Origin of the sequence: Streptomyces sp. NPDC051315 (assembly GCF_044455165.1) — a bacterium.
Lineage (GTDB): Bacteria > Actinomycetota > Actinomycetes > Streptomycetales > Streptomycetaceae > Streptomyces.
In genome coordinates this window covers 23,705-43,927 of record NZ_JBITEN010000022.1, presented here as the reverse complement: position 1 = coordinate 43,927, position 20,223 = coordinate 23,705, and the positions used below count along the sequence as shown (strand labels likewise).

General features: G+C 71.9%; 19 protein-coding genes. 12 read left to right on the top strand and 7 right to left on the bottom strand.

The window, feature by feature from the left end:
- Positions 1-5: 5 nt before the first annotated feature.
- Positions 6-815 carry an Fpg/Nei family DNA glycosylase gene (locus tag ACIBBD_RS32735; RefSeq protein WP_399423196.1) on the bottom strand — a complete coding sequence of 270 codons (810 nt, stop codon included), beginning with the start codon at positions 813-815 and terminating at the stop codon, positions 6-8.
- A gap of 33 nt (positions 816-848) precedes the next feature.
- A complete protein-coding gene (locus tag ACIBBD_RS32730; protein ID WP_399423195.1) occupies positions 849-1,337 on the bottom strand; it encodes a ribose-5-phosphate isomerase in 489 nt (162 codons plus the stop codon).
- A gap of 227 nt (positions 1,338-1,564) precedes the next feature.
- On the opposite strand from ACIBBD_RS32730, the gene ACIBBD_RS32725 reads away from it, so the two are divergent.
- Complete coding sequence (locus ACIBBD_RS32725) at positions 1,565-3,028, top strand: amino acid permease (RefSeq protein WP_399423194.1); 1,464 nt, start codon at positions 1,565-1,567, stop codon at positions 3,026-3,028.
- Positions 3,029-3,371: 343 nt separating this feature from the next.
- Here the strand turns inward: ACIBBD_RS32725 and ACIBBD_RS32720 are convergent, their stop codons facing one another.
- On the bottom strand, positions 3,372-3,947 hold the full coding sequence (locus ACIBBD_RS32720; RefSeq protein WP_399423193.1) for a biotin transporter BioY: 576 nt from the start codon (positions 3,945-3,947) through the stop codon (positions 3,372-3,374).
- Between the two features lie 463 nt (positions 3,948-4,410).
- Here ACIBBD_RS32720 and ACIBBD_RS32715 point away from each other — a divergent pair, with 463 nt between their 5' ends.
- From ACIBBD_RS32715 to ACIBBD_RS32680, 8 genes are all read left to right on the top strand, one after another.
- Positions 4,411-5,616 carry an ROK family protein gene (locus ACIBBD_RS32715; RefSeq protein ID WP_399423192.1) on the top strand — a complete coding sequence of 402 codons (1,206 nt, stop codon included), beginning with the start codon at positions 4,411-4,413 and terminating at the stop codon, positions 5,614-5,616.
- A 249-nt stretch (positions 5,617-5,865) separates the two neighbouring features.
- Complete coding sequence (locus ACIBBD_RS32710; protein ID WP_399423191.1) at positions 5,866-6,933, top strand: ABC transporter substrate-binding protein; 1,068 nt, start codon at positions 5,866-5,868, stop codon at positions 6,931-6,933.
- A gap of 5 nt (positions 6,934-6,938) precedes the next feature.
- Positions 6,939-7,778, top strand: a complete 840-nt coding sequence (locus ACIBBD_RS32705; protein ID WP_399423190.1) for an ABC transporter permease — start codon at positions 6,939-6,941, stop codon at positions 7,776-7,778.
- On the top strand, positions 7,754-8,488 hold the full coding sequence (locus ACIBBD_RS32700; protein ID WP_399423189.1) for an ABC transporter ATP-binding protein: 735 nt from the start codon (positions 7,754-7,756) through the stop codon (positions 8,486-8,488). Before ACIBBD_RS32705 ends, ACIBBD_RS32700 begins: the two co-directional genes overlap by 25 nt.
- A 130-nt stretch (positions 8,489-8,618) precedes the next feature.
- The gene (locus ACIBBD_RS32695; RefSeq protein ID WP_399423188.1) at positions 8,619-9,971 is read left to right on the top strand and encodes an LLM class flavin-dependent oxidoreductase; all 1,353 of its coding nucleotides are present in this window, start codon (positions 8,619-8,621) and stop codon (positions 9,969-9,971) included.
- A gap of 12 nt (positions 9,972-9,983) precedes the next feature.
- On the top strand, positions 9,984-10,874 hold the full coding sequence (locus tag ACIBBD_RS32690; RefSeq protein WP_399423187.1) for a TauD/TfdA dioxygenase family protein: 891 nt from the start codon (positions 9,984-9,986) through the stop codon (positions 10,872-10,874).
- A 112-nt stretch (positions 10,875-10,986) separates the two neighbouring features.
- Positions 10,987-12,366 carry an amino acid permease gene (locus tag ACIBBD_RS32685; RefSeq protein WP_399423186.1) on the top strand — a complete coding sequence of 460 codons (1,380 nt, stop codon included), beginning with the start codon at positions 10,987-10,989 and terminating at the stop codon, positions 12,364-12,366.
- Between the two features lie 352 nt (positions 12,367-12,718).
- Complete coding sequence (locus ACIBBD_RS32680; protein ID WP_399423185.1) at positions 12,719-12,949, top strand: hypothetical protein; 231 nt, start codon at positions 12,719-12,721, stop codon at positions 12,947-12,949.
- On the opposite strand, the gene ACIBBD_RS32675 is transcribed toward ACIBBD_RS32680, so the two are convergent.
- Complete coding sequence (locus ACIBBD_RS32675) at positions 12,946-13,590, bottom strand: DsbA family protein (RefSeq protein ID WP_399423184.1); 645 nt, start codon at positions 13,588-13,590, stop codon at positions 12,946-12,948. The two genes, ACIBBD_RS32680 and ACIBBD_RS32675, sit on opposite strands and share 4 nt — an antisense overlap.
- A gap of 138 nt (positions 13,591-13,728) precedes the next feature.
- Between ACIBBD_RS32675 and pepN the strand changes: the two genes are divergently transcribed.
- Both pepN and ACIBBD_RS32665 read left to right on the top strand, forming a co-directional pair.
- Entirely contained in the window at positions 13,729-16,308 is a 2,580-nt protein-coding gene (gene pepN / locus ACIBBD_RS32670; protein WP_399423183.1) for an aminopeptidase N, read from the top strand.
- Between the two features lie 271 nt (positions 16,309-16,579).
- Positions 16,580-17,629 (top strand): hypothetical protein, encoded by a 1,050-nt coding sequence (locus ACIBBD_RS32665; RefSeq protein ID WP_399423182.1) that lies wholly within the window; start codon positions 16,580-16,582, stop codon positions 17,627-17,629.
- Positions 17,630-17,745: 116 nt separating this feature from the next.
- Here ACIBBD_RS32665 and ACIBBD_RS32660 read toward each other — a convergent pair whose 3' ends face one another.
- Genes ACIBBD_RS32660 through ACIBBD_RS32650 form a run of 3 tightly spaced genes read right to left on the bottom strand, consistent with a single transcriptional unit; the run spans position 17,746 to position 19,554 of the window.
- Positions 17,746-18,207: an NUDIX hydrolase gene (locus ACIBBD_RS32660; RefSeq protein ID WP_399423181.1), complete on the bottom strand. Its 462-nt coding sequence runs from the start codon at positions 18,205-18,207 to the stop codon at positions 17,746-17,748.
- A gap of 9 nt (positions 18,208-18,216) precedes the next feature.
- Complete coding sequence (locus ACIBBD_RS32655) at positions 18,217-19,104, bottom strand: pyridoxamine 5'-phosphate oxidase family protein (RefSeq protein ID WP_399423180.1); 888 nt, start codon at positions 19,102-19,104, stop codon at positions 18,217-18,219.
- Positions 19,105-19,107: 3 nt separating this feature from the next.
- Entirely contained in the window at positions 19,108-19,554 is a 447-nt protein-coding gene (locus tag ACIBBD_RS32650) for a VOC family protein (protein ID WP_399423179.1), read from the bottom strand.
- A 123-nt stretch (positions 19,555-19,677) separates the two neighbouring features.
- On the opposite strand from ACIBBD_RS32650, the gene ACIBBD_RS32645 reads away from it, so the two are divergent.
- Entirely contained in the window at positions 19,678-20,214 is a 537-nt protein-coding gene (locus tag ACIBBD_RS32645; protein WP_399423178.1) for a CGNR zinc finger domain-containing protein, read from the top strand.
- The last annotated feature ends 9 nt before the right edge of the window (positions 20,215-20,223 follow it).

Genomic DNA, 20,223 nt, shown 5'->3' with positions numbered 1-20,223 from the left:
CGGCGTCAGGACTTCTGGCAGCCGGGACACCAGAAGAGGTTGCGGGCGGCGAGGCCGGCGGTGCGGATCTCGTCGCCGCAGACGTGGCAGGGCAGGGTGGCCCGCCGGTAGACGTACACCTCGCCGCCGTGGTCGTCGACGCGCGGCGGGCGGCCCATGGCCTCCGGGGTGTGCTCGGGACGGACGGTGTCGATCCGGTTGTTGCGCACGCCCTCGCGCATCAGGTCCACGAGGTCGCCCCACACGGCGTCCCACTCGGCGGGTGTGACGTCCTTGCCCGCGCGGTACGGGTCGATGCCGTGCCGGAAGAGGACCTCGGCGCGGTAGACGTTGCCGACGCCGGCGATGACCTTCTGGTCCATGAGGAGGGCGGCGATCGTCGTGCGGCTGCGGGAGATCCGCCGGTAGGCCGCCTGCGGGTCGGCGTCCGGGCGCAGCGGGTCGGGGCCGAGGCGGGCGTGTATCGCCTGCTTCTCGGCGTCCGTGATGAGCGCGCAGGTCGTCGGGCCGCGCAGGTCGACGTAGGCCGTGGCGTTCGCGAGGCGCAGCCGGACCGTGTCGGTGGGCGGCGGGGCGGGGGCGTCGCCGAAGCCGACCTTGCCGAAGAGGCCGAGGTGGATGTGGACCCAGTCGGTGTCGCGGAAGCCGAGGAAGAGGTGCTTGCCGTGGGCCTCGGTGCGGGTGAGCTCGGCGCCGTCCAGGAGGTCGGCGGCGTCGGAGAACTTGCCCTGGGGGCTGGTCACGCGGGGTGCCGTGCCGGAGAAGCGGTCGGCGTAGTCGGACGCCAGCCGGTGGATGGTGTGCCCCTCTGGCACGGTGCCGGTTCCTTCCAGCCCCCTGGGGGGCGATCAGTCCTGCTGCGGGTGGTGCGCCGGGACGGGCGGGAGGTCGCCGGTCGTCTCGTACGCCGCGAGCATGTCGATGCGGCGGACGTGGCGCTCGTCACCGGAGAACGGCGTGCCGAGGAAGGTCTCGACGAACTTCGTCGCCTCGTCCTGGGTGTGCATGCGGGCGCCGACGGCGACGACGTTGGCGTTGTTGTGCTGGCGGCCGAGGGAGGCCGTCTCCTCGCTCCACGCGAGGGCGGCACGAACGCCCTTGACCTTGTTCGCGGCGATCTGCTCGCCGTTGCCGGAGCCGCCGATGACGATGCCGAGGGAGTCGGGGTCCGCCGCCGTGCGCTCCGCGGCGCGCAGGCAGAAGGGCGGGTAGTCGTCCTGGGCGTCGTAGATGTGGGGGCCGCAGTCGACCGGGTCGTGACCCGCCGCCTTCAGCCATTCGACGAGGTGGTTCTTGAGTTCGAAGCCCGCATGGTCGGAGCCGAGATACACGCGCATGGGATGAGTGTGACACGCGTGTTGCCGGGTAGCAGCGCGGGGTGTCGAGCCTGAAAAGTGTGAGCAACACTATAGAACCTCAGGGAAACCTCAAGTAACGATCCGGATTCAAAGGTTCCCGAATCGGCACGCCTCCGATTCACTGGTCCGGCTCGTACACCCCCTGTGCGGCCCGTACACCGCTCGTACGGGAGACATCCCCACGCGGCGCAAAGGAAATCCGTTCCATGACTTCGCAGCCGACCCTGACGAAGGCCGAAAACGGCCCCGGAGCCCCCGGCGATCCCGGTAATGGTCTCCAGGCGGGACTCAAGAACCGCCATCTGTCGATGATCGCCATCGGTGGTGTCATCGGCGCCGGACTGTTCGTCGGTTCCAGCTCCGGTATCGCCACCGCCGGGCCCGGCATTCTCCTCTCCTACGCCCTCGTCGGCACGCTCGTGGTGCTGGTGATGCGGATGCTCGGGGAGATGTCCGCGGCCAACCCGACCTCCGGGTCGTTCTCCGCTCACGCCGACCGCGCGCTCGGGCCCTGGGCCGGGTTCAGCATCGGCTGGCTGTACTGGTTCTTCTGGGTCGTCGTGCTCGCCGTCGAGGCCACCGCCGGTGCCGCGATCCTCGAGTCCTGGATCCCCGCCGTTCCCCAGTGGGGCTGGGCCCTCATCGTGATGGTGGTGCTGACCGCCACCAACCTGGTCTCCGTCGGCTCCTACGGCGAGTTCGAGTTCTGGTTCGCCGGCATCAAGGTCGTCGCCATCGGTGCCTTCATCGTGATCGGCGGGCTCGCCGTGTTCGGCGTCCTGCCCGGAGCCGACAGCGAGAAGGCCGGGCTGGGCAACCTCGTCGACCACGGCGGTTTCCTGCCGAACGGTCCCGGCGCCATCCTCACCGGTGTGCTGCTCGTCGTCTTCTCCTTCATGGGCAGCGAGATCGCGACCCTCGCGGCGGGCGAGTCGGAGGACCCGCAGCGGGCCGTCACCAAGTCGACCAACAGCATCATCTGGCGTATCGCCGTCTTCTACCTCGGGTCGATCTTCGTCGTCGTCTCCCTGCTGCCGTGGAACGACCCCTCCATCAAGGAGAAGGGCTCCTACGTCGCCGCCCTCGACTCCCTCGGCATCGCGCACGCCGGTCAGATCATGAACTTCATCGTGCTGACGTCCGTGCTGTCCTGCCTCAACTCCGGGCTCTACACGGCCTCCCGCATGGCCTTCTCGCTCGGTCAGCGCGGGGACGCGCCGAAGGCGTTCGCCCGGACGACGTCCCGTGGTGTGCCGGTGGCGGCGATCATCGCCTCCGTGGTGTTCGGGTTCGTCGCCGTCTTCTTCAACTACAAGTTCCCGGACTCCGTCTTCCTCTTCCTGGTCAACTCCAGTGGCGCCGTCGCCCTGTTCGTCTGGCTCGTCATCTGCTTCTCGCAGCTGCGCATGCGGAAGATCATCCAGGCCGAGGCGCCGGAGAAGCTGGTCGTGCGGATGTGGCTGTACCCGTACCTGACCTGGGCCACGGCCGCGCTGATCGTCTTCGTCCTCGGCTACATGCTGACCGACACGGAGCACAACGGGCGCGACACCGTCCTGCTGTCGCTGCTCGTCGCGGCCGTCGTCCTCGTCATCGCCTTCGTGAAGGAGAGGATGAAGGGGAAGACCGGCAGCGGGCGGGACGCCGTCCTGGAGGACGCCGCCAAGTAGTGCCGTCCGGTCCTGGGGACCGAGGGGAAGGGACCCGCGTGCGCGGGTCCCTTCTCCGTTTTCCGTCGCGAGCCGAGTACGGCGAGTACGTTCACCGGTACGCACGCCGCCCCGGCTCGCAGCCACGGGCAAGGGGAACAACGCTCCGTCAGGGGTTCCGGATGGCGCCGTCGGCCAGGACACGGAGCTCGTCACCTTCGGGGTCTGCCGATACGACCCGCGACGGATCACCCTGGCCAGTGGCCCAGGGCCGCCGCAGACGGGGAAACGCCGAAGAGGCTCGCCGGGGTCGAGGTGCGTACGACCCGGCGAGCCTCTTCGGCACCGACTGGCGTCGGCGGTGTCAGCGGTCGGCGAACTTCCAGGCGGTGGGCAGCAGGCCCATCGCCAGGACCGCCTTGATGACGTCGCCGATCAGGAACGGCGTGAGGCCGGCCGCGATCGCGCCGGAGGCGGTCAGGTCGGCGGCGAAGGCCAGGTAGGGGACGCCGATCGCGTAGATGATCGCCTCGCCGACCAGCATCGCGCCCGCCATGCGCCACACGTTGCGGTCCGCGCCGCGGCGGGCCAGGGCGCCCACGGCGGCGGTCGCGAGGACCATCCCGAGGATGTAGCCGAAGGAGGCGCCGATGCCGGAGGTGCCGCCGGCGAACCACGGCACACCGAGGAGACCGGCCAGCGCGTACAGAGCGAGGGAGGAGACCCCGCGGCGGGCGCCCAGGGAGGTGCCGACCAGCAGCGCGGCGAAGGTCTGGCCGGTCACCGGCACCGGGGAGCCCGGCACCGGCACCGCGATCTGGGCGGCGAGGCCGGTGAGCGCGGCGCCGCCCACCACGAGCGCGATGTCCCGGACACGGGAGGCGGGCAGCAGGTCGGCGAGGACCTGGCCGGTGCGGGCGGGGGCGACGGCGGTGCTCATGGAGGACTCCGCGAGAGTGTGAACGGCAGGGACTCGGTGACGCTATCCCAGCGCCCTCGGAGCGGACACCGTCACCGCTCGACAAAGGGGGGAACGGCGGCTTGGTGGGCTCCTGACAAAGGGTGTGGGTTACACCCGGTACCGCGTGACGCCGGTCACTGAGGTGAGGTGGTTCCGGTTACGGAGAACCGGTGAGCGACGTCTGTAGGGTCTCGCCAAATCGTCCGCCCGCGGGGATCCCTGCCGTCTCGCCCGTCGGTCGCCGTCTGGGCAGCGGTGGGACGTTTTGCTAGCTTCGGGCGCATGGTCGCCCAAGCCCGGAACTTCTCGTCGCGTCGCCACGTCGACCTGCGACGCGTGGGCGCGGCCGCCTGTCGCCGTCCGGAGTGAGGCGGGCGGAGCCGATCCGTCGCGCCTCCTGTGCAGACGGCGCAGCGTCGGACCGGCCCCGAGGAAGTTCCCCATGCCCCGCACCGCGACATATCCCCCGCCCGGTTCCTCCGTTCCGCGCGTCGCCGACAGCGACCGGCGGCGCACCAGCGCCAGTGTGATCCTGCGGTCCGTGCTGGAGCACGGGCCGGTGGCGCGCAGCACCATCGCCCGGCTGACCGGCCTGTCCCCGGCCTCCGTCACCGACCACTGCGCCCGCCTCGCCGGCCTCGGGCTGATCCGGGACGCCGACGTGCCCCGGCGCAGCAACGGGGTGGGGCGGCCGCACGTGCCGGTCGACCTGGACGACGGCCGGTTCGTGGTGGGCGGGGTGCACGTGGCCGTGCCGTACACCACGGTCGCGCTGCTCGATCTGCGCGGCCGGGTGGTGGCGCGGCGGGAGCTGAAGCACCGGGGGACCGAGCCCGGCCCGGTGCTGGCGCGGGCCGCCGACGGGCTGGGGGCGCTGCTCGCCTCGGCCTCCGGCCGCCGCGCCCTGGGGGTGGGGGTGGCCGTGGGCGGCTGGGTGGACCGGGACTCGGGCACGGTCGTCGAGCATCCGCTGCTGGGCTGGCGGGACGTGCCGGTGCGGGAGGCGGTCGGGGCACGCACCGGGCTGCCGGTCCATGTGGACGGGCACGCGCGGGCGTTGGTCAACGCGGAGCGGCTGTTCGGGCGGGCGCGCGGCTGCCGCAGCGTGCTGCACCTGTTCGTCGGCAACGTCGTCGACGCGGCGTTCGCCACCCACGACGAGGTGCACCACGGGCCGCGCTCGCAGGCGGGCGCCATCGCCCATCTGCCGCTGGCCGGTGGGACCGAGCCGTGCGGGTGCGGGCGGGCCGGCTGCCTCCAGGCGGAGTTGAGCGAACGGACGCTGTGCCGGCGGGCCCGAGCGGCCGGGGTGATCGACGGGGTGAACCCGATGCACGTGGTCGCCGCCGCGGCCGAGGGGAACGCGGTGGCCGTGGGGCTGCTGCTGGAGCGCGCCCGGATGGTGGGGCGGGCGGCGGCGCTGCTGCTGGACGTGCTCAATCCGGAGAGCGTGGTCGTGACGGAGATCGGGTCCATGGTCCGGGAGGACTGCCTGGGCGCGATGCGGGAGGAGGTCGGGGCGGCGCGCGCGGCCTCGGTCTCCTCGACGAGTTTCCCCTCGGATGCCGTGCTGGCGGTGGCGGGCGGAGCGGTGGCTCTGGACGTGCTCTACCGGGATCCCCTCACCGTGCCGTCCGAGCTGAATTAATTCAGATTCTCGGAATGTTGACAGGAGTCGAGCGTGACCTGGAACATCCTTCTCATGAGCTGTCGCACCTTCTGTTGCTGACGCCCCGGCGCGCCGGGAGCGCGCCCTTCTCCCTTCCCTCCCCCGTGTGAATTCCCTTGTGCCGCGCCCTGCCGCGCCGGAATTCCGCATGCCTCGACGGCATTTCTCCCTCGCTTTCGCGTCGCTGTTCCGCCTGCCTTTCCACCGCTCATTCCTGGGGGTCCTCCCATGCCCGCTTCCCGTGCGTCCGGTGTCGACCGGCGTCTCTTCCTCGCCTCCGTGCTCGGTGCCACCGCCGCTGCCGCCGGTCTGAGCGGCTGCGCCGAGAGCAGCGCGGCCACCGGGTCCGAGGGCTCCTCCGCGGCCCCGCTCGCGGACAAGGTGCCCGCCGGCACCAGTCTGAAGATCGCCTCCTTCCAGAACACCCAGCAGCTCCAGTTCAGGCTGGCGAAACTGCCCGAGCTGCCGTTCAGGGTGTCGAGCTGGCTGAACATCGGGGCCGGTCCGGACGTCATCAACGCCTTCCGCGCGAAGTCCCTGGACCTCGCGAACAACGCGGGCATCCCGCCGATCCAGGCGCATTTCCAGGGCTTCGACGCGAAGATCGTCGCGATCAACGTCACCCGTAAGCCGAATTACCTCTTCGCCACCAAACCCGGCAGCGACATCGGCAGCGTCGAGGACTTCCGCGGGAAGAAGCTGGCGTTCTCGCAGGGACAGGCGCAGGGCGTCGTCCTGCTGCGGGCGCTGAAGAAGGCCGGCCTGGGGTACGACGACGTGAAGCTCGTCCCGCTGACCAGCAACCAGTTCCTCACGGCCCTGCAGTCGGGCCAGGTGGACATCGCCCCGCTCGCCAACCAGCAGGCACCGGCCTACCTCCAGCAGTACGAGGCCGAGGGCGCCCGCGCCATCACCACCGACGTCGTCGACCTGCTCAACCTGCTGTGGGCGCCGGTCTCCGTGCTGAACGACCGGGCGAAGGCGGCCGCGGTCGCCGCGTACATCCCGCAGTGGGCCAGGGGCCAGGTCTGGCAGTACGAGAACCCGGACGTCTGGAACGAGGAGTTCTACGTCAAGACGCAGAACCTGACCCTCGCCCAGGCGCGGTCCGTCACCGCCCTCGCCAACAAGCCGCTGTTCCCGCCGAGCTGGACCGAGGCGATCACGTGGGAGCAGGAGACCGCGGACCTGCTCGCGGAGGGCGGCTTCGTGAAGAAGTTCGACGTGGGCGTGCTCTTCGACCACCGCTTCGAAGGCATCGCCGCCCGGTCCGTACCGGCCGAGTACCGGAAGTGACCGCCATGACCACGACCACCCTGGACACGGCGACCGTCGTCGCCGCCGACGCACGCCCCCGCACCCGCCGCCGCGGGCTCGCCCCGGGCAAGCGCCTGCCCGCCGCCCGGCTCACCGGGCCGCTGCTGCTGGTCGCCCTGTGGGCCGTGGCCTCCGCCGCCGGACGGCTCGACCCCGGTGCGGTCCCCGCCCCCTGGACGGTGGTGGAGACCGGCGTCCGCCTGTGGACCGACGGGACGCTGACCACCGACGTCCTCACCTCGCTGCAGCGGGCCGGCTCCGGCTTCGCGATCGGTCTGGCGGCCGGGGTGCTGCTCGCGCTCGCGTCCGGGCTGACCCGCACCGGGGAGGCGCTGATCGACGGGACGGTCAACCTCAACCGGGCGATCCCCACCCTCGGTCTGATCCCGCTGTTCATCCTCTGGCTGGGCATCGGCGAGACCTTCAAGATCGCGATCATCGCCATCGTCGTCTACATCCCGATCTACCTCAACACGCATGCCGCGCTGTCCGGCATCGACCACCGTTTCGTGGAACTCGCCGAGGTGCAGGGCCTGTCGAAGGCGCGCTTCATCCGGGAGATCGTCGTCCCGGGCGCGCTGCCCGGCTTCTTCGTCGGGCTGCGGCTGGGTGTGACCGGCTCCTGGCTGGGCCTGGTGGTCCTCGAGCAGATCAACGCCACCAGCGGCCTCGGCTACATGATGTTCCAGGCCCAGAACTACGGCCAGTCGGACGTCATCCTCGTCGGCCTGGTCGTCTACGGGATCTTCGGTCTCGTCTCCGACAGCACGGTCCGCCTCATCGAACGGAGGGTGCTGTCGTGGCGCCGCACACTGAGCAACTGACCCGTCCCGCCGTGCAGCTCAGGGGACTCACCCGGTCCTTCGACGGGCGTACCGTCCTCGACGGCATCGACCTGGACCTCCCCGCCGGACAGTTCACCGCCCTGCTCGGGCACAGCGGCTCCGGCAAGAGCACCCTGCTGCGGGCGGTCGCGGGCCTGGACCACGAGGTCACCGGGAGCGGGCAGCTCACCGCCCCGGACCGGGTGTCAGTGGTGTTCCAGGACTCGCGGCTGCTGCCCTGGCGGCGCGTGCTGGCCAACGTCCTGCTCGGGCTCGACGGCGGTGAGGCCGAACGCAAGGGCCGCGAGGCGCTCGCCGAGGTCGGCCTCGCGGGCCGTGAGCGGGCCTGGCCCAACGAGCTGTCCGGCGGCGAGGCCCAGCGCGCCGCCCTGGCCCGCTCCCTGGTGCGCGAACCGGAACTCCTCCTCGCGGACGAGCCGTTCGGCGCGCTCGACGCGCTCACCCGCATCAGGATGCACGCCCTGCTGCGGGAGCTGTGGGAGCGCCACCGGCCCTCCGTGCTGCTCGTCACCCATGACGTGGACGAGGCGATCGTGCTCGCCGACCGGGTCCTCGTCCTCGACCACGGCCGGATCGGCCTCGACCTCACCATCGACCGCCCGCACCCGCGCTCGTACCGCGACCCGCTCCTCGGCGAGTACCGGGTGCGGCTGCTCGCCGCCCTGGGCGTGACCGAGGACGCCGGGTGACCGCCGGCCGCCGTGACCGTCCCCGGGGCCGCCGCCCCGGACGCCCGCTCCGGCCCGGACGGGGCCTCGTCCTCGGACGCCGAACGGGCCGACCGCAGCCGACCGGCACTCGTACAGCAAAGGACACCGCATGACCCGCCGACTCCACCTCAACGCGTTCCTCATGAACACCGGCCACCACGAGGCCTCCTGGCGGCTCCCGGAGAGCGACCCCCACGCCCATGTCGAGCTCGACCACTACGTCCGCCTGGCGCGGATCGCCGAACGCGGCACCTTCGACTCCCTCTTCCTGGCCGACGCCCCGCAGCTGTGGGGCAGTGTCGGGCAGCGTCCCGCCGGGGCCCTGGAGCCGCTCACGCTGCTCACCGCCCTGGCCACGGCGACCGAGCACATCGGCCTGATCGCCACCGCCTCCACCTCCTACAACCCGCCCTACGACCTGGCCCGCAGGTTCGCCTCGCTGGACATCATCAGCGGCGGCCGGGCGGGCTGGAACATCGTCACCACGGCTGGCGCCGAGGCCGCCCGCAACTTCGGGCTGGACGCGGAACCGGCCCACGCCCAGCGGTACGCCCGTGCCGCCGAGTTCCTCGACGTGGCGCTGAAACTCTGGGACAGCTGGGAGGACGACGCGGTCCTCGCCGACAAGGCCGCCGGTGTCTGGGCCGACGACGCGAAGATCCACCCGCCCCGGCACCGGGGCACGTACTTCGGTGTCGAGGGCGCCCTCAACGTGCCCCGGACACCGCAGGGGTACCCGCTGCTGGTGCAGGCGGGCTCCTCGGAGGACGGCAAGCGGTTCGCGGCCCGGTACGCGGAGGCGGTGTTCACCGCCCAGCAGACGATCGAGGACGCGCGGGCCTTCTACGCCGACCTCAAGTCCCGTACCGAGCGGGCCGGCCGCGACCCCGGCCACATCAAGGTGCTGCCCGGGATCGTCCCGGTGCTCGGCTCCACCGAGGCCGAGGCGCGGGCCGAGGAGCGGATCCTCGAGGACCACATCGTGCACGCGCACGGCGTGGCCCACCTGGAACGGCTGCTGCACCTCGACCCTGGGACCCTCGACCTGGACGCGCGGCTCCCCGCCGACCTGCCCCCCGAGGACGCCATCGAGGGCGCCAAGAGCCGCTACACGCTCGTGGTGGAGCTGGCCCGGCGCGAACGTCTCACCGTGCGCCGGCTGATCGAGCGGCTCGGCGGCGGGCGCGGCCACCTCACCTTCACCGGGACGCCCGAGCAGGTCGCCGACGCCATCGAGACCTGGTTCACCCAGGGCGCCGCCGACGGCTTCAACATCATGCCCGCGGTCCTGCCGTCCGGTCTCGACGCCTTCGTCGACCACGTCGTCCCGCTGCTGCGCGCCCGCGGCCTGCTCCGCGGCGAGTACGGCCCCCGGCGGACCCTGCGGGAGCGCTACGGCCTCCCGCGCCCCGCCAACCAGTACGCCCAGGCCCCCGCCGCCTCCGCTCCCGCCCTCGTCTGAAAGGAACCCGCCATGCCCCTCGAGATCCGCAAGGTCACCGCCCACATCGGCGCCCACGTCCTCGGCGCCGACCTCTCCAAACCGCTGGACGAGGAGACGGTCACCGCGCTGCGGGAGGCCCTCAACGTCCACAAGGCCCTGGTCTTCGACGACGTCGGCCTCGACGACGAGGGCCAGCAGGCCTTCGCCCGCCACTTCGGCGACCTGACCACCGCCCACCCGACCGTGCCCGCCGTCGCCGGCGCCCCGAACGTGCTGCCCGTCGACAGCGAGCAGGGCAGCGCCAACCACTGGCACACCGACGTCACCTTCGTCCTCAACCCGCCGCAGGCCAGCACCCTGCGCAGCATCACGCTCCCGCCGTACGGCGGCGAGACGCTGATCGCGGACGCGGCGGCCGCCTACCGCCGGTTGCCGGAGCCGCTGCGGCGGCTGGCCGACGGGCTGTGGGCGGAGCACACCAACGACTACGACTACGCGGTGCCGGTGGAGGACATCGACGAGGAGCGGGCCGCCCAGCGCGCCCAGTTCACCTCGATCACGTACCGCACCGCGCACCCGGTGGTCCGCGTGCACCCGCTGACCGGTGAGCGCGGGCTCTTCATCGGCGGGTTCGCCCAGCGGATCGTCGGCCTGTCGGCGGGCGAGTCCCGCACGATCCTGGACCTGCTCCAGTCGTACGTGACCCGGCCGGAGAACATCCTGCGCCACCGCTGGTCGCCGAACCAGCTCGTCCTGTTCGACAACCGCATCACCCAGCACTACGCCGTCGACAACTACGACCGGCGGCCGCGCCGGCTGCACCGGGTGACCGTGGCCGGTGACGTCCCGGTGGGCATCGACGGCAAGGAGAGCTGGGCGGTGGAGGGCGACGCCGGGCACTACACGTCCGTAGCGGCGTAGGCACAGCGCGTACCGAAGGCGTCCGGATGGTGGGCGGTCCGTCCGTCTGAGCGGACGGACCGCCCAGACTGTGGGCGTTTTTGCCCTCTCACGCATTGGACGAGCCGCGCCCATGCCCAGCACCACGGTCGGGACTCCGCCGGAGTCGGACGACGCCTCCCTCTCGCACGGCCTCAAACAGCGCCACCTGTCGATGATCGCCCTCGGCGGGGTCATCGGCGCGGGCCTCTTCGTCGGTTCCGGGGCGGGCATCGCCGCCGCCGGTCCGTCGATCGTCCTCGCCTACACCCTCTCCGGTCTCCTCGTGATGCTGGTGATGCGGATGCTGGGCGAGATGTCGGCCGCGTACCCGTCGTCCGGGTCGTTCTCGGCGCACGCCGAGCGGGCGATCGGCCCGTGGGCGGGCTTCACCGCCGGCTGGTCCTTCTGGGTGCTGCTCTGCACGGCCGTCGGGCTGGAGGGCATCGGTGCCGCGAAGATCGTCACCGGCTGGCTGCCGGGCACGCCCGAGTGGGCGTGGGTGGCGCTGTTCATGGTCGTCTTCTGCGGGACGAACCTGGCCGCCGTGAAGAACTTCGGCGAGTTCGAGTTCTGGTTCGCGGCCCTGAAGGTCGGCGCGATCACGCTGTTCCTGGTGCTCGGCGTCCTGGCCGTCGCCGGGATCCTGCCCGGCACGGACTCCCCGGGCGCCTCGCACCTCACCGACTTCCTCCCGAACGGCGGCGAGGGCCTGGTCGTCGGCCTCCTCGCCTCCGTCTTCGCCTACGGCGGCCTGGAGACGGTCACCATCGCCGCGGCCGAGTCGGAGAACCCGGTGCGCGGTGTGGCGAGCGCGGTCCGTACGGCGATGTGGCGCATCGCGCTCTTCTACATCGGCTCGATGGCGATCGTCGTCACCCTGGTCCCCTGGGACTCCGAGGACGTCGTGGAGAAGGGCCCGTACGTCGCCGCCCTCGACCAGCTCGGCATCCCGGGCGCCGGCCAGGTGATGAACGTGGTCGTCCTGGCCGCGCTGCTGTCCGCGATGAACGCCAACATCTACGGCTCCTCGCGCATCGCCTACTCGCTGGTGGAGCGGGGGCAGGGCCCCAAGGCGCTGGGCCGGGTGTCGGGCGGGGTGCCGAGGATCGCGGTCCTCGCCTCCTGCGTCTTCGGCTTCGTCTGCGTGGTGCTCAGCTACTGGCGGCCCGACGACGTCTTCCCCTGGCTGCTGAACATGATCGGCGCGGTCATCCTGGTCGTATGGATCTTCATCGCCGTCTCGCAGCTGCGGCTGCGCGGCCGGCTGGAGCGGGAGGCACCCGGGAAGCTGGTCGTGCGGATGTGGGCGTTCCCGGTGCTGACCTGGGTCGCGCTGGCCGGCATGGCGGCCATCCTCGTCCTGATGGCCCGGGAGCCCGACACGCGGGTGCAGCTGTACTCGACGGGCGGGATGACGGCGTTCCTGGCGGTGGTGGGGTACGTCTGGCAGCGCCGGCGCGCCACGGCCTGACCCGCCTCGGGTCACCGGAGGAAGGCCCTCACGTGTTCTCACGTGAGGGCCTTCCTCGGTGTTCTCGCCGACTTTTTGTTGCTAACGTGCAGTTGCAACCTAGTTGCAGTAAGGGCTGCCGCCGGCGCGCCGGTCGGTGCGCCCCGGTCGTCCCGCCTCGTGATCGTCTTCTCACCCTTCACGGTGGCGGGCGGAAGGAAACCCCCGCGAGGACGTGACGCGCGGGGGTTTCTTCGTCCGGGCGCCGGGCAGCCTCGCGGCCGGCAACATCGTGCCCCCGCGAGACGCCTCGCGGGGGCTTTCGGCGGACCGGATTCCGGGCCATCGTGGGGGGATGCCGATGGAGAGGACGATGCCCTGCTACACGTGCGGTTCGTACCAGGCGCACCGGCAGGTCGGGGACGACCGTGAGAGAAACGTGATCCGCGAACTCAAGGGGCTCGGGCCCCGTGCGTACGTGGACGAGTACTGGATCTGCGTCAGCACCGAGCGGGACTGCCGCAACATCCGCACCGGCTACTCGTGGAAGCCCCTGGATCCGCCGCAGAGGATGCCCGGGCCCGACGAGTCCCCGGGGTCCTAGAGGTTGCTGAAGTCCGGGCCCTTGGTGCGCGTCCGCTTGATCTCGTAGAAGCCCGGGACCGAGGCGACCGCGAGGGTGCCGTCCCAGAGGCGGGCGGCCTCCTCGCCCCGGGGGGCCGGGGTGACGACCGGGCCGAAGAACGCGATCTGCTCGCCGTCGGGGCCGGGGACGGCGATGATCGGGGTGCCGACGTCCTGGCCGACCTTCTCGATGCCCTCCTTGTGGGAGGCGCGCAGCTCGGCGTCGAACTCGAAGTTCTCCTGGTCGGCGTAGTCCATGAGGTCGGCGGGCAGACCGACGTCCGCGAGCGCGCCGGCCATCGCCTCCGGGGTGGGGCCCTCGCCGTTGTTGTGGAAGCGGGTGCCGAGCGCGGTGTAGAGCGGGCCGAGGACGTCGTCCCCGTGCTTCTGCCAGGCGGCGGTCACCACCCGGACCGGCTTCCAGGCCTTGGTCGCGAGCATGTCCCGGTACTCCTCGGGCAGCTCGTCCAGCTTGTCCTCGTTGAGGACGGCGAGGCTCATCACATGCCAGCGGACCTCGATGTCACGGACCTTCTCCACTTCCAGCACCCAACGGGACGTCATCCACGCCCAGGGGCAGAGCGGGTCGAACCAGAAGTCGACGGGGGTCTTCTCCGACATGTCTCTCCTCAAGGCGAACCGTTTCCCCGGTGAACACCGCCGTCCGTGCAGGTCATTCCCCGCTGTCCGGCGTCAGGGGTGCGTGGCAGGATCGGTCCTGTCCAGCGTCATCCGCACCACCCTGAGGGAGTACCGCCCGTGCCCGGTGAGAACCTGTCCCGCGACGAGGCCCGGGAGCGGGCCGCCCTGCTCTCCGTCGACGGGTACGACGTGTCGCTCGACGTGCGTTCGGCCGTGGGCGACCACGCCGGGGACGGCCCGCGCACCTTCCGCTCGGTCACCACGATCCGCTTCCGCTGCAACGAGCCCGGCGCCTCCACGTTCGCCGACCTCATCGCCCCGAGTGTGTCCGCCGTCACCCTCAACGGCCGCGATCTGGACCCCGGCGAGGTCTTCGACGGCTCCCGGATCCTGCTGGAGGACCTCGCCGCCGAGAACGAGCTGGTCGTGGACGCCCGGTGCGCCTACTCCCGCAGCGGCGAGGGCCTGCACCGCTTCCTCGACCCCGAGGACGGCGAGGTCTACCTCTACACGCAGTACGAGCCGGCCGACTCCCGCCGGGTCTTCGCCACCTTCGAGCAGCCCGATCTCAAGGCCCCCTTCCGCTTCGAGGTGCGGGCGCCCGAGGAGTGGGTGGTGTGGAGCAACGGCGCCGGGGAGCGGACGGACGGCGTGTGGCGGTTCGCCGAGACGAAGCCGATCTCGACGTACATCACCTGCGTGGTGGCGGGGCCCTACCACTACGTCACGGACTCCTACGAGCGGGTCTTCGAGGACGGCACGCGACTGGAGATCCCGCTCGGCGCCCTGTGCCGCAAGGGCCTCGCGCCCCACTTCGACGCCGACGACGTGTTCCGGGTCACCAAGCAGGGACTGGACTTCTTCCACGACCACTTCGACTACCCGTACCCCTTCGGGAAGTACGACCAGGCGTTCGTGCCCGAGTACAACCTGGGGGCGATGGAGAACCCGGGCCTGGTGACCTTCCGGGAGGAGTACATCTTCCGCGGCAAGGTGACGCAGGCCTCGTACGAGGCGCGGGCCAACGTGATCCTGCACGAGATGGCGCACATGTGGTTCGGCGACCTGGTCACCATGGAGTGGTGGGACGACCTGTGGCTGAAGGAGTCCTTCGCGGACTTCATGGGCGCCTTCTCGCTGGTCGGCGCCACCCGCTTCACCGACGGCTGGATCACCTTCGCCAACCGCCGCAAGGCGTGGGCCTACCGCGCCGACCAGCTCCCCTCCACCCACCCGGTCACCGCCGACATCCGCGACCTGCAGGACGCCAAGCTCAACTTCGACGGCATCACCTACGCCAAGGGCGCGTCCGTCCTGAAGCAGCTGGTGGCGTACGTCGGGCAGGACGCGTTCCTGGAGGGCGCCCGCCGCTACTTCAAGCGGCACGCCTACGGCAACACCCGCCTCGGTGACCTGCTGTCGGTCCTCGCGGAGACCAGCGGCCGGGACATGGGCGCCTGGGCACGGTCCTGGCTCCAGACGGCCGGCGTGAACTCGCTCACCCCCCAGGTGCTGCTGGACCCGGCGGGCCGGATCAGCGAGCTGGCGGTGGTCCAGGAGGCGCCGGAGTCGCACCCCGAGCTGCGGCCGCACCGGGTGGCGATCGGCCTGTACCGCCGGGAGGAGGGCCGTCTGGTGCGCTACGCGCGCACCGAGACGGACGTCGACGGCCCGCGTACGGTCGTGACGGAGCTGGCGGGCGAGGAGGCGCCGGAGCTGGTCCTGGTCAACGACGAGGACCTGACGTACTGCAAGATCCGCTTCGACGAGAACTCGCTGGACACGCTGCGGGCGCACCTGGGGGACATCACCGACCCGCTGGCCCGCGCCCTGTGCTGGTCGGCGCTGTGGAACCTCACCCGGGACGCGATGCTGCCCGCGCGGGACTTCATCGGCCTGGTGCTGCGGTTCGCCGGCCGCGAGTCCGACATCGGGGTGCTGCAGATGCTGCACGCGTGGGCGCAGTCGGCGCTGGTGCACTACGTGGCGCCGCCCCTGCGCAGGACCGGCGAGCGGCTGCTGGCCGAGGGCGCGCTGAAGGAGCTGCGGGCGGCCGCGCCGGGCAGTGAGCACCAGCTGGCGTGGGCGCGTTTCTTCGCGTCGGCGGCGTCCTCCCCCGCCGACTTCGAGCTGCTCCAGGGCCTGCTGGACGGCACGGCGAAGGTCGACGGCCTGGAGGTGGACCAGGAGCTGCGCTGGGCGTTCCTGGAGCCCCTGGCGGCCCACGGCTTCGCGGACGAGGCCGTGCTGGCGGCGGAACTGGCCCGCGACGACACGGCGTCCGGCAAGCGCCACCAGGTCCGCTGCCTCGCCGCCCGCCCCTCGGCGGCGGTCAAGGCGCAGGCGTGGGCCCAGCTGGTGGAGTCCGACGTCCTGTCCAACGCCCTGGTGGAGGCGACGATCGCGGGCTTCAACCAGCCCTCGCAGCGGGAGCTGCTCGCTCCGTACGCCGAGAAGTACTTCGCCGCGATCGCCCGCATCTGGTCGGAGCGTTCCATCCAGAGCGCGATGAACATCGTCAAGGGCCTGTACCCCGCCCTCCAGGACTCCCCGGCGACCCTGGTGGCGACGGACGTGTGGCTGGCGGCGCACGACTCGGCGCCCCCGGCGCTGCGCCGTCTGGTCCTGGAGGCGTGGGACGACCTGGCGCGGGGGCTGCGCGGCCAGGCGTGTGACGCGCGGGCCGAAGCCGGCTGAGGTCTTCGCCGGCGTCTTCGGCCGTCGGCTCAGGGCGCCGTCCTCGGCCGGCACCTTTGGCCAGTGCCTTTGGCCATGCATTCCGCTGTCGGTGACCGTTACGGAATTCAGTCAATCGGAACCGTGACCCCTGGGCCCCACCTGAGGGACCAGGGGTTTTCGGCCCTACTCGGCGCCCGAACACCCGTCCTTTAGGGCGATCTTGTCCGGATTTGTCGACGAGCGTGTAACAACGGTTACGGGCCGGACCGGGCGCGGGAATCTGCGGGTCATGAACCACAACACGCCGCTCCCCCCGGCCACCCCCCGCCCCGTGTGCCACCTCTCGGACGTCCAGCGCCGCGTGATGACGGCGGCCCAGCTGCGCTCGCACGGCGTCTCGTCCGGCGAGACCGGCGAGCGGTGCCGCCCCGGCGGCCCCTGGCAGCAGATCCTGCCGGGCGTCTACCTGCTCCACCCGGGCCGGCCGACCAGCGAGGAGCGACTGCACGCGGTGCTGCTGTACGCGGCCCGCGAGGTGTCGACGTCCGGGGTGCCGGTCCAGCCGGGCGCCGGGGAACCCCACCGGCCGGTGTACGAGGGGGCGATGATCACGGGCCTCGCGGCCCTCACCCTCCACGGCTTCACCTCCGCTCCCTCACTGGTCTCCCTGGAGGAGATCGACGTCCTGGTCCCCCGTCCGCGCCGGCTGCGCTCGACGGGCTGCGCGCACGTCGTCCGCACGCCCGACCTCCCGGCACCCGAGCAGGTGACGGGGGTTCCGGTGGCGCCGGTGCCGCGCGCGCTGGCCGACGCGGTGAGCCGGCTGACGGACGCGGGCGCGGTACGGCGGCTGCTGTCGGAGGCGGTACGCGGGGGGCACTGCGAACCGGCCGCCGTCGTACGGGAGCTGAACGACGCGAAGCTGCTCGGCCGCCCGCACGTGGTGGACGCGGTGGACTCGCTGCTCGCCGAGGGCCGGGCCATCGCCGAGGACCGCCTCTACACCATGGTCCGCGAGTACGGCCTGCCGAACCCGGTGTGGAACGTCGACCTCCGACTGCCGGGCGGCCCGCACCTGGGAGGCCTGGACGCCTACTGGCCGGAGCACGCGGTGGCGGTGGAACTGGACACCCGGGCTCCCCGCCAGGACGACGACGCGCTCTGGTCGGAGTACGCGCGCAAACGCGAGCACCTGGAGCGGCTCGGCATCACGGTCGTGTACATCACGCCCAGGAAACTCCGGGACGCGATGGAGCAGCAGGCGACGGTGGTGCGTACGGCGCTGATGGCGTCCGGCGACCGCGATCCGGCCGCGTGTGTCGTGGTGCTGCCCCGGTAGTGACGGACCGGGGGCCGGCATCAGGAGGGGAGAGGAGGGGCCGCGCGGGATCCGACCCGGCGGCCCCTCCTCGTACGCCGGCGGACCGAACTCCTGGACGCGGGCCCCGCGCGGCCCTACGGCTCCGGGACGGCCACCCGGCCGTTCACCGGGCGTTCCCGCCACAGCCGCAGCGCCACGTCGATCAACCCCACCCGGACCAGACCGGGTACGGCGTCCAGGTCGTGCCAGGCGGCCATGTCGGTGGAGCCGTCGACCTCGGCGCGCAGCTCCCCGCCGACGACCCGCCCCTCGTAGACGATCCGGACCGCGTGGTGGTCCACGGGGCCGCGCAGGCCCTCGCGGCGGAAGGTGCGGCGGAGGGAGTCCATCCCGAGCAGGCCGGTCACCTCGATGCGGTAGCCGGTCTCCTCCTGCAGTTCGCGCACGACGGTGTCGTGGGGATCCTCACCGTGCTCCATGCCGCCGCCCGGCAGCACCCACTCGGGGGTGCCGTCGGGCGCGGGCGAGCGGGCGAGCAGGAGCCGGCCGTCACGGACGCACACGGCGTAGGCCGCCACCCTCAACTTCTGGCGCATACCGGGACGTTAACGGTCAGTGCCCGGATTGGCAGGTGAATATTCGGGCGCGGACCAGCGCAGCGGGAGGGCGGAGGGCGTGTCGAGGGTCGCGCTCACGGTGAAGCGGACCGTGCGCTCGCCGTCGGCGGCGAACTCGGTGCGGGCCTCGCCCGTGAGCTGGAGCGTGCGGCCGGTCGTCCAGTCGAGGAGCACCAGGCCCGCGCGCGGGTCGGCGGCGAGGTTGCCCAGGGTGAGGAACATGGAGTTGCCCGGGTAGTCGCGCCAGCTCAGTTCGCGCGGTGAGGTGACCCGCACGAAGCCGGGGTTGCCGCCGCGGTGACTGGCGTCGGCGCCGCCGTCGTGCACGGTGGCGAGGAAGAAGGTGTCGGCGGCGGCGACGAACCCGGCCTGTTCGGCGGTGAGTTCACCGCCGCGCCGGGGCGCGCCGGGCAGGCGGTCCGGGACCGTCTCGTACGACTCCCTCCGCTGCAGGTACTTGGGGCAGTTGGAGAAGACCCGGTCGGCCTCGACCGCGAAGCCGCGCGGGGTGGGCCGCAGCCGGCCGTTGAGACGCATACGGCGGCGGGTGCGCGGGTCGAGGGCGATGGTGCCGACCGGGGTGCCGGGGGTGCCGAGCGCCGTCGCGAGCGGGTCGGTCGGGGGTGGCCCGCCCGCGACGGAGATCCGGTGGGCACCGGTGGCCCGGACGAAGCCCGGGGTACCCGTGATCACCGACGCCCACACCGCGCAGTCCGCCGGGTCGGCGGCTCCCAGCACGAGCAGCGGCTGGAGCTCCAGGAAGGCGGCGGCGACCGGCTTGATGCCCGCGCCGACGGACCGGCCGACGTGGTCGGCGAGCCCGCGCACCCCGAGCCGGTCCTGCAGGGCGCGCGAGCCGGCGTGATAGACGCCCATGACCTAGAAGAAGCCGCAGGTCGGCGCGGAGTCCCCACCCGGCGCCGGGGCCCCCTCGGCGCCCTCCGGCACCGAGATCTCCAGGCGGATGCCGTCCGGGTCGTGGAAGAAGACGCCGCCCGAGGCCGCGCCCTCGGCGTGGGCGACCACGCCCTCGTACGCGAAGTCCACGCCGTACGCCCGCAGGGCCCTCTCGTACTCCCGGACCCGCTCGATCGACCCGGCCTCGAAGGCCAGGTGGTGCAGGCCGGCACGGGTGCCGTCGTACCGCTCTCCCGCCTGCTGCCAGAGGGTGAGGACGAGCCGCTCGCCGTCGCCGAGGAACGCGTACCGCCTGCCCTCCTCCTTGCCCTCGCCGATCAGGGCGAAGCCCAGGACGTCGCGGTAGAAGGCGAGCGAGCGGTCGAGGTCGGTGACGTTCAGGCCGATGTGGCCGGTGTTCAAGGTCATGGCTGTCCCCTTCAGCTGGTCCGACGGAGGTCCTTCTAACCTCTCTCATTCATGTTAGAGGTTAGAGAAGAACGGGTCAACCGGTCACGTACTCTTGAACGGTTAGTACGGAAGGAGCCCCCGATGTCCACCGCCACCGCCGATCCGCGTCCGCTCACCGGCGAGCCGCTCGCGCTCGACCTGCTCAACACGCGCTGGATGCGGGAGGGGGCCGCGCAGGACCTGCTGCGTGACACGGACGGACTCGCGGTGTGGCTCGCCGCGAACGGACTGGACGCGCGGTTCTCCGCCGACGCGGCGACCCTGCGGCACGTCCTGCGGGCGCGCGACGCGCTGAAGGCGGCCGTGGACGGGGCGGCCACGGAGGGCGTCGACGCCGTGCTCGGGCACGGCCGGATCCGCCCCACGCTCACCCCCTCCGGCCCCGGCGAGCGGGCGGAGTTCACGGACGACACCTGGGGACCGGCCTGGCTGGCCGCCCGCAACTACCTGGAACTGCTCACCACCGCGCCCGACCGGATCCGCGGCTGTGCGCACGAGGCGTGCATCCTGCACTTCTTCGACACCTCGCGGAACGGCACCCGCCGCTGGTGCTCGATGGCGGCCTGCGGCAACCGGGCGAAGGCGTCACGGCACTACGCGCGGACGAAGGACGCCTGACCGGAACTG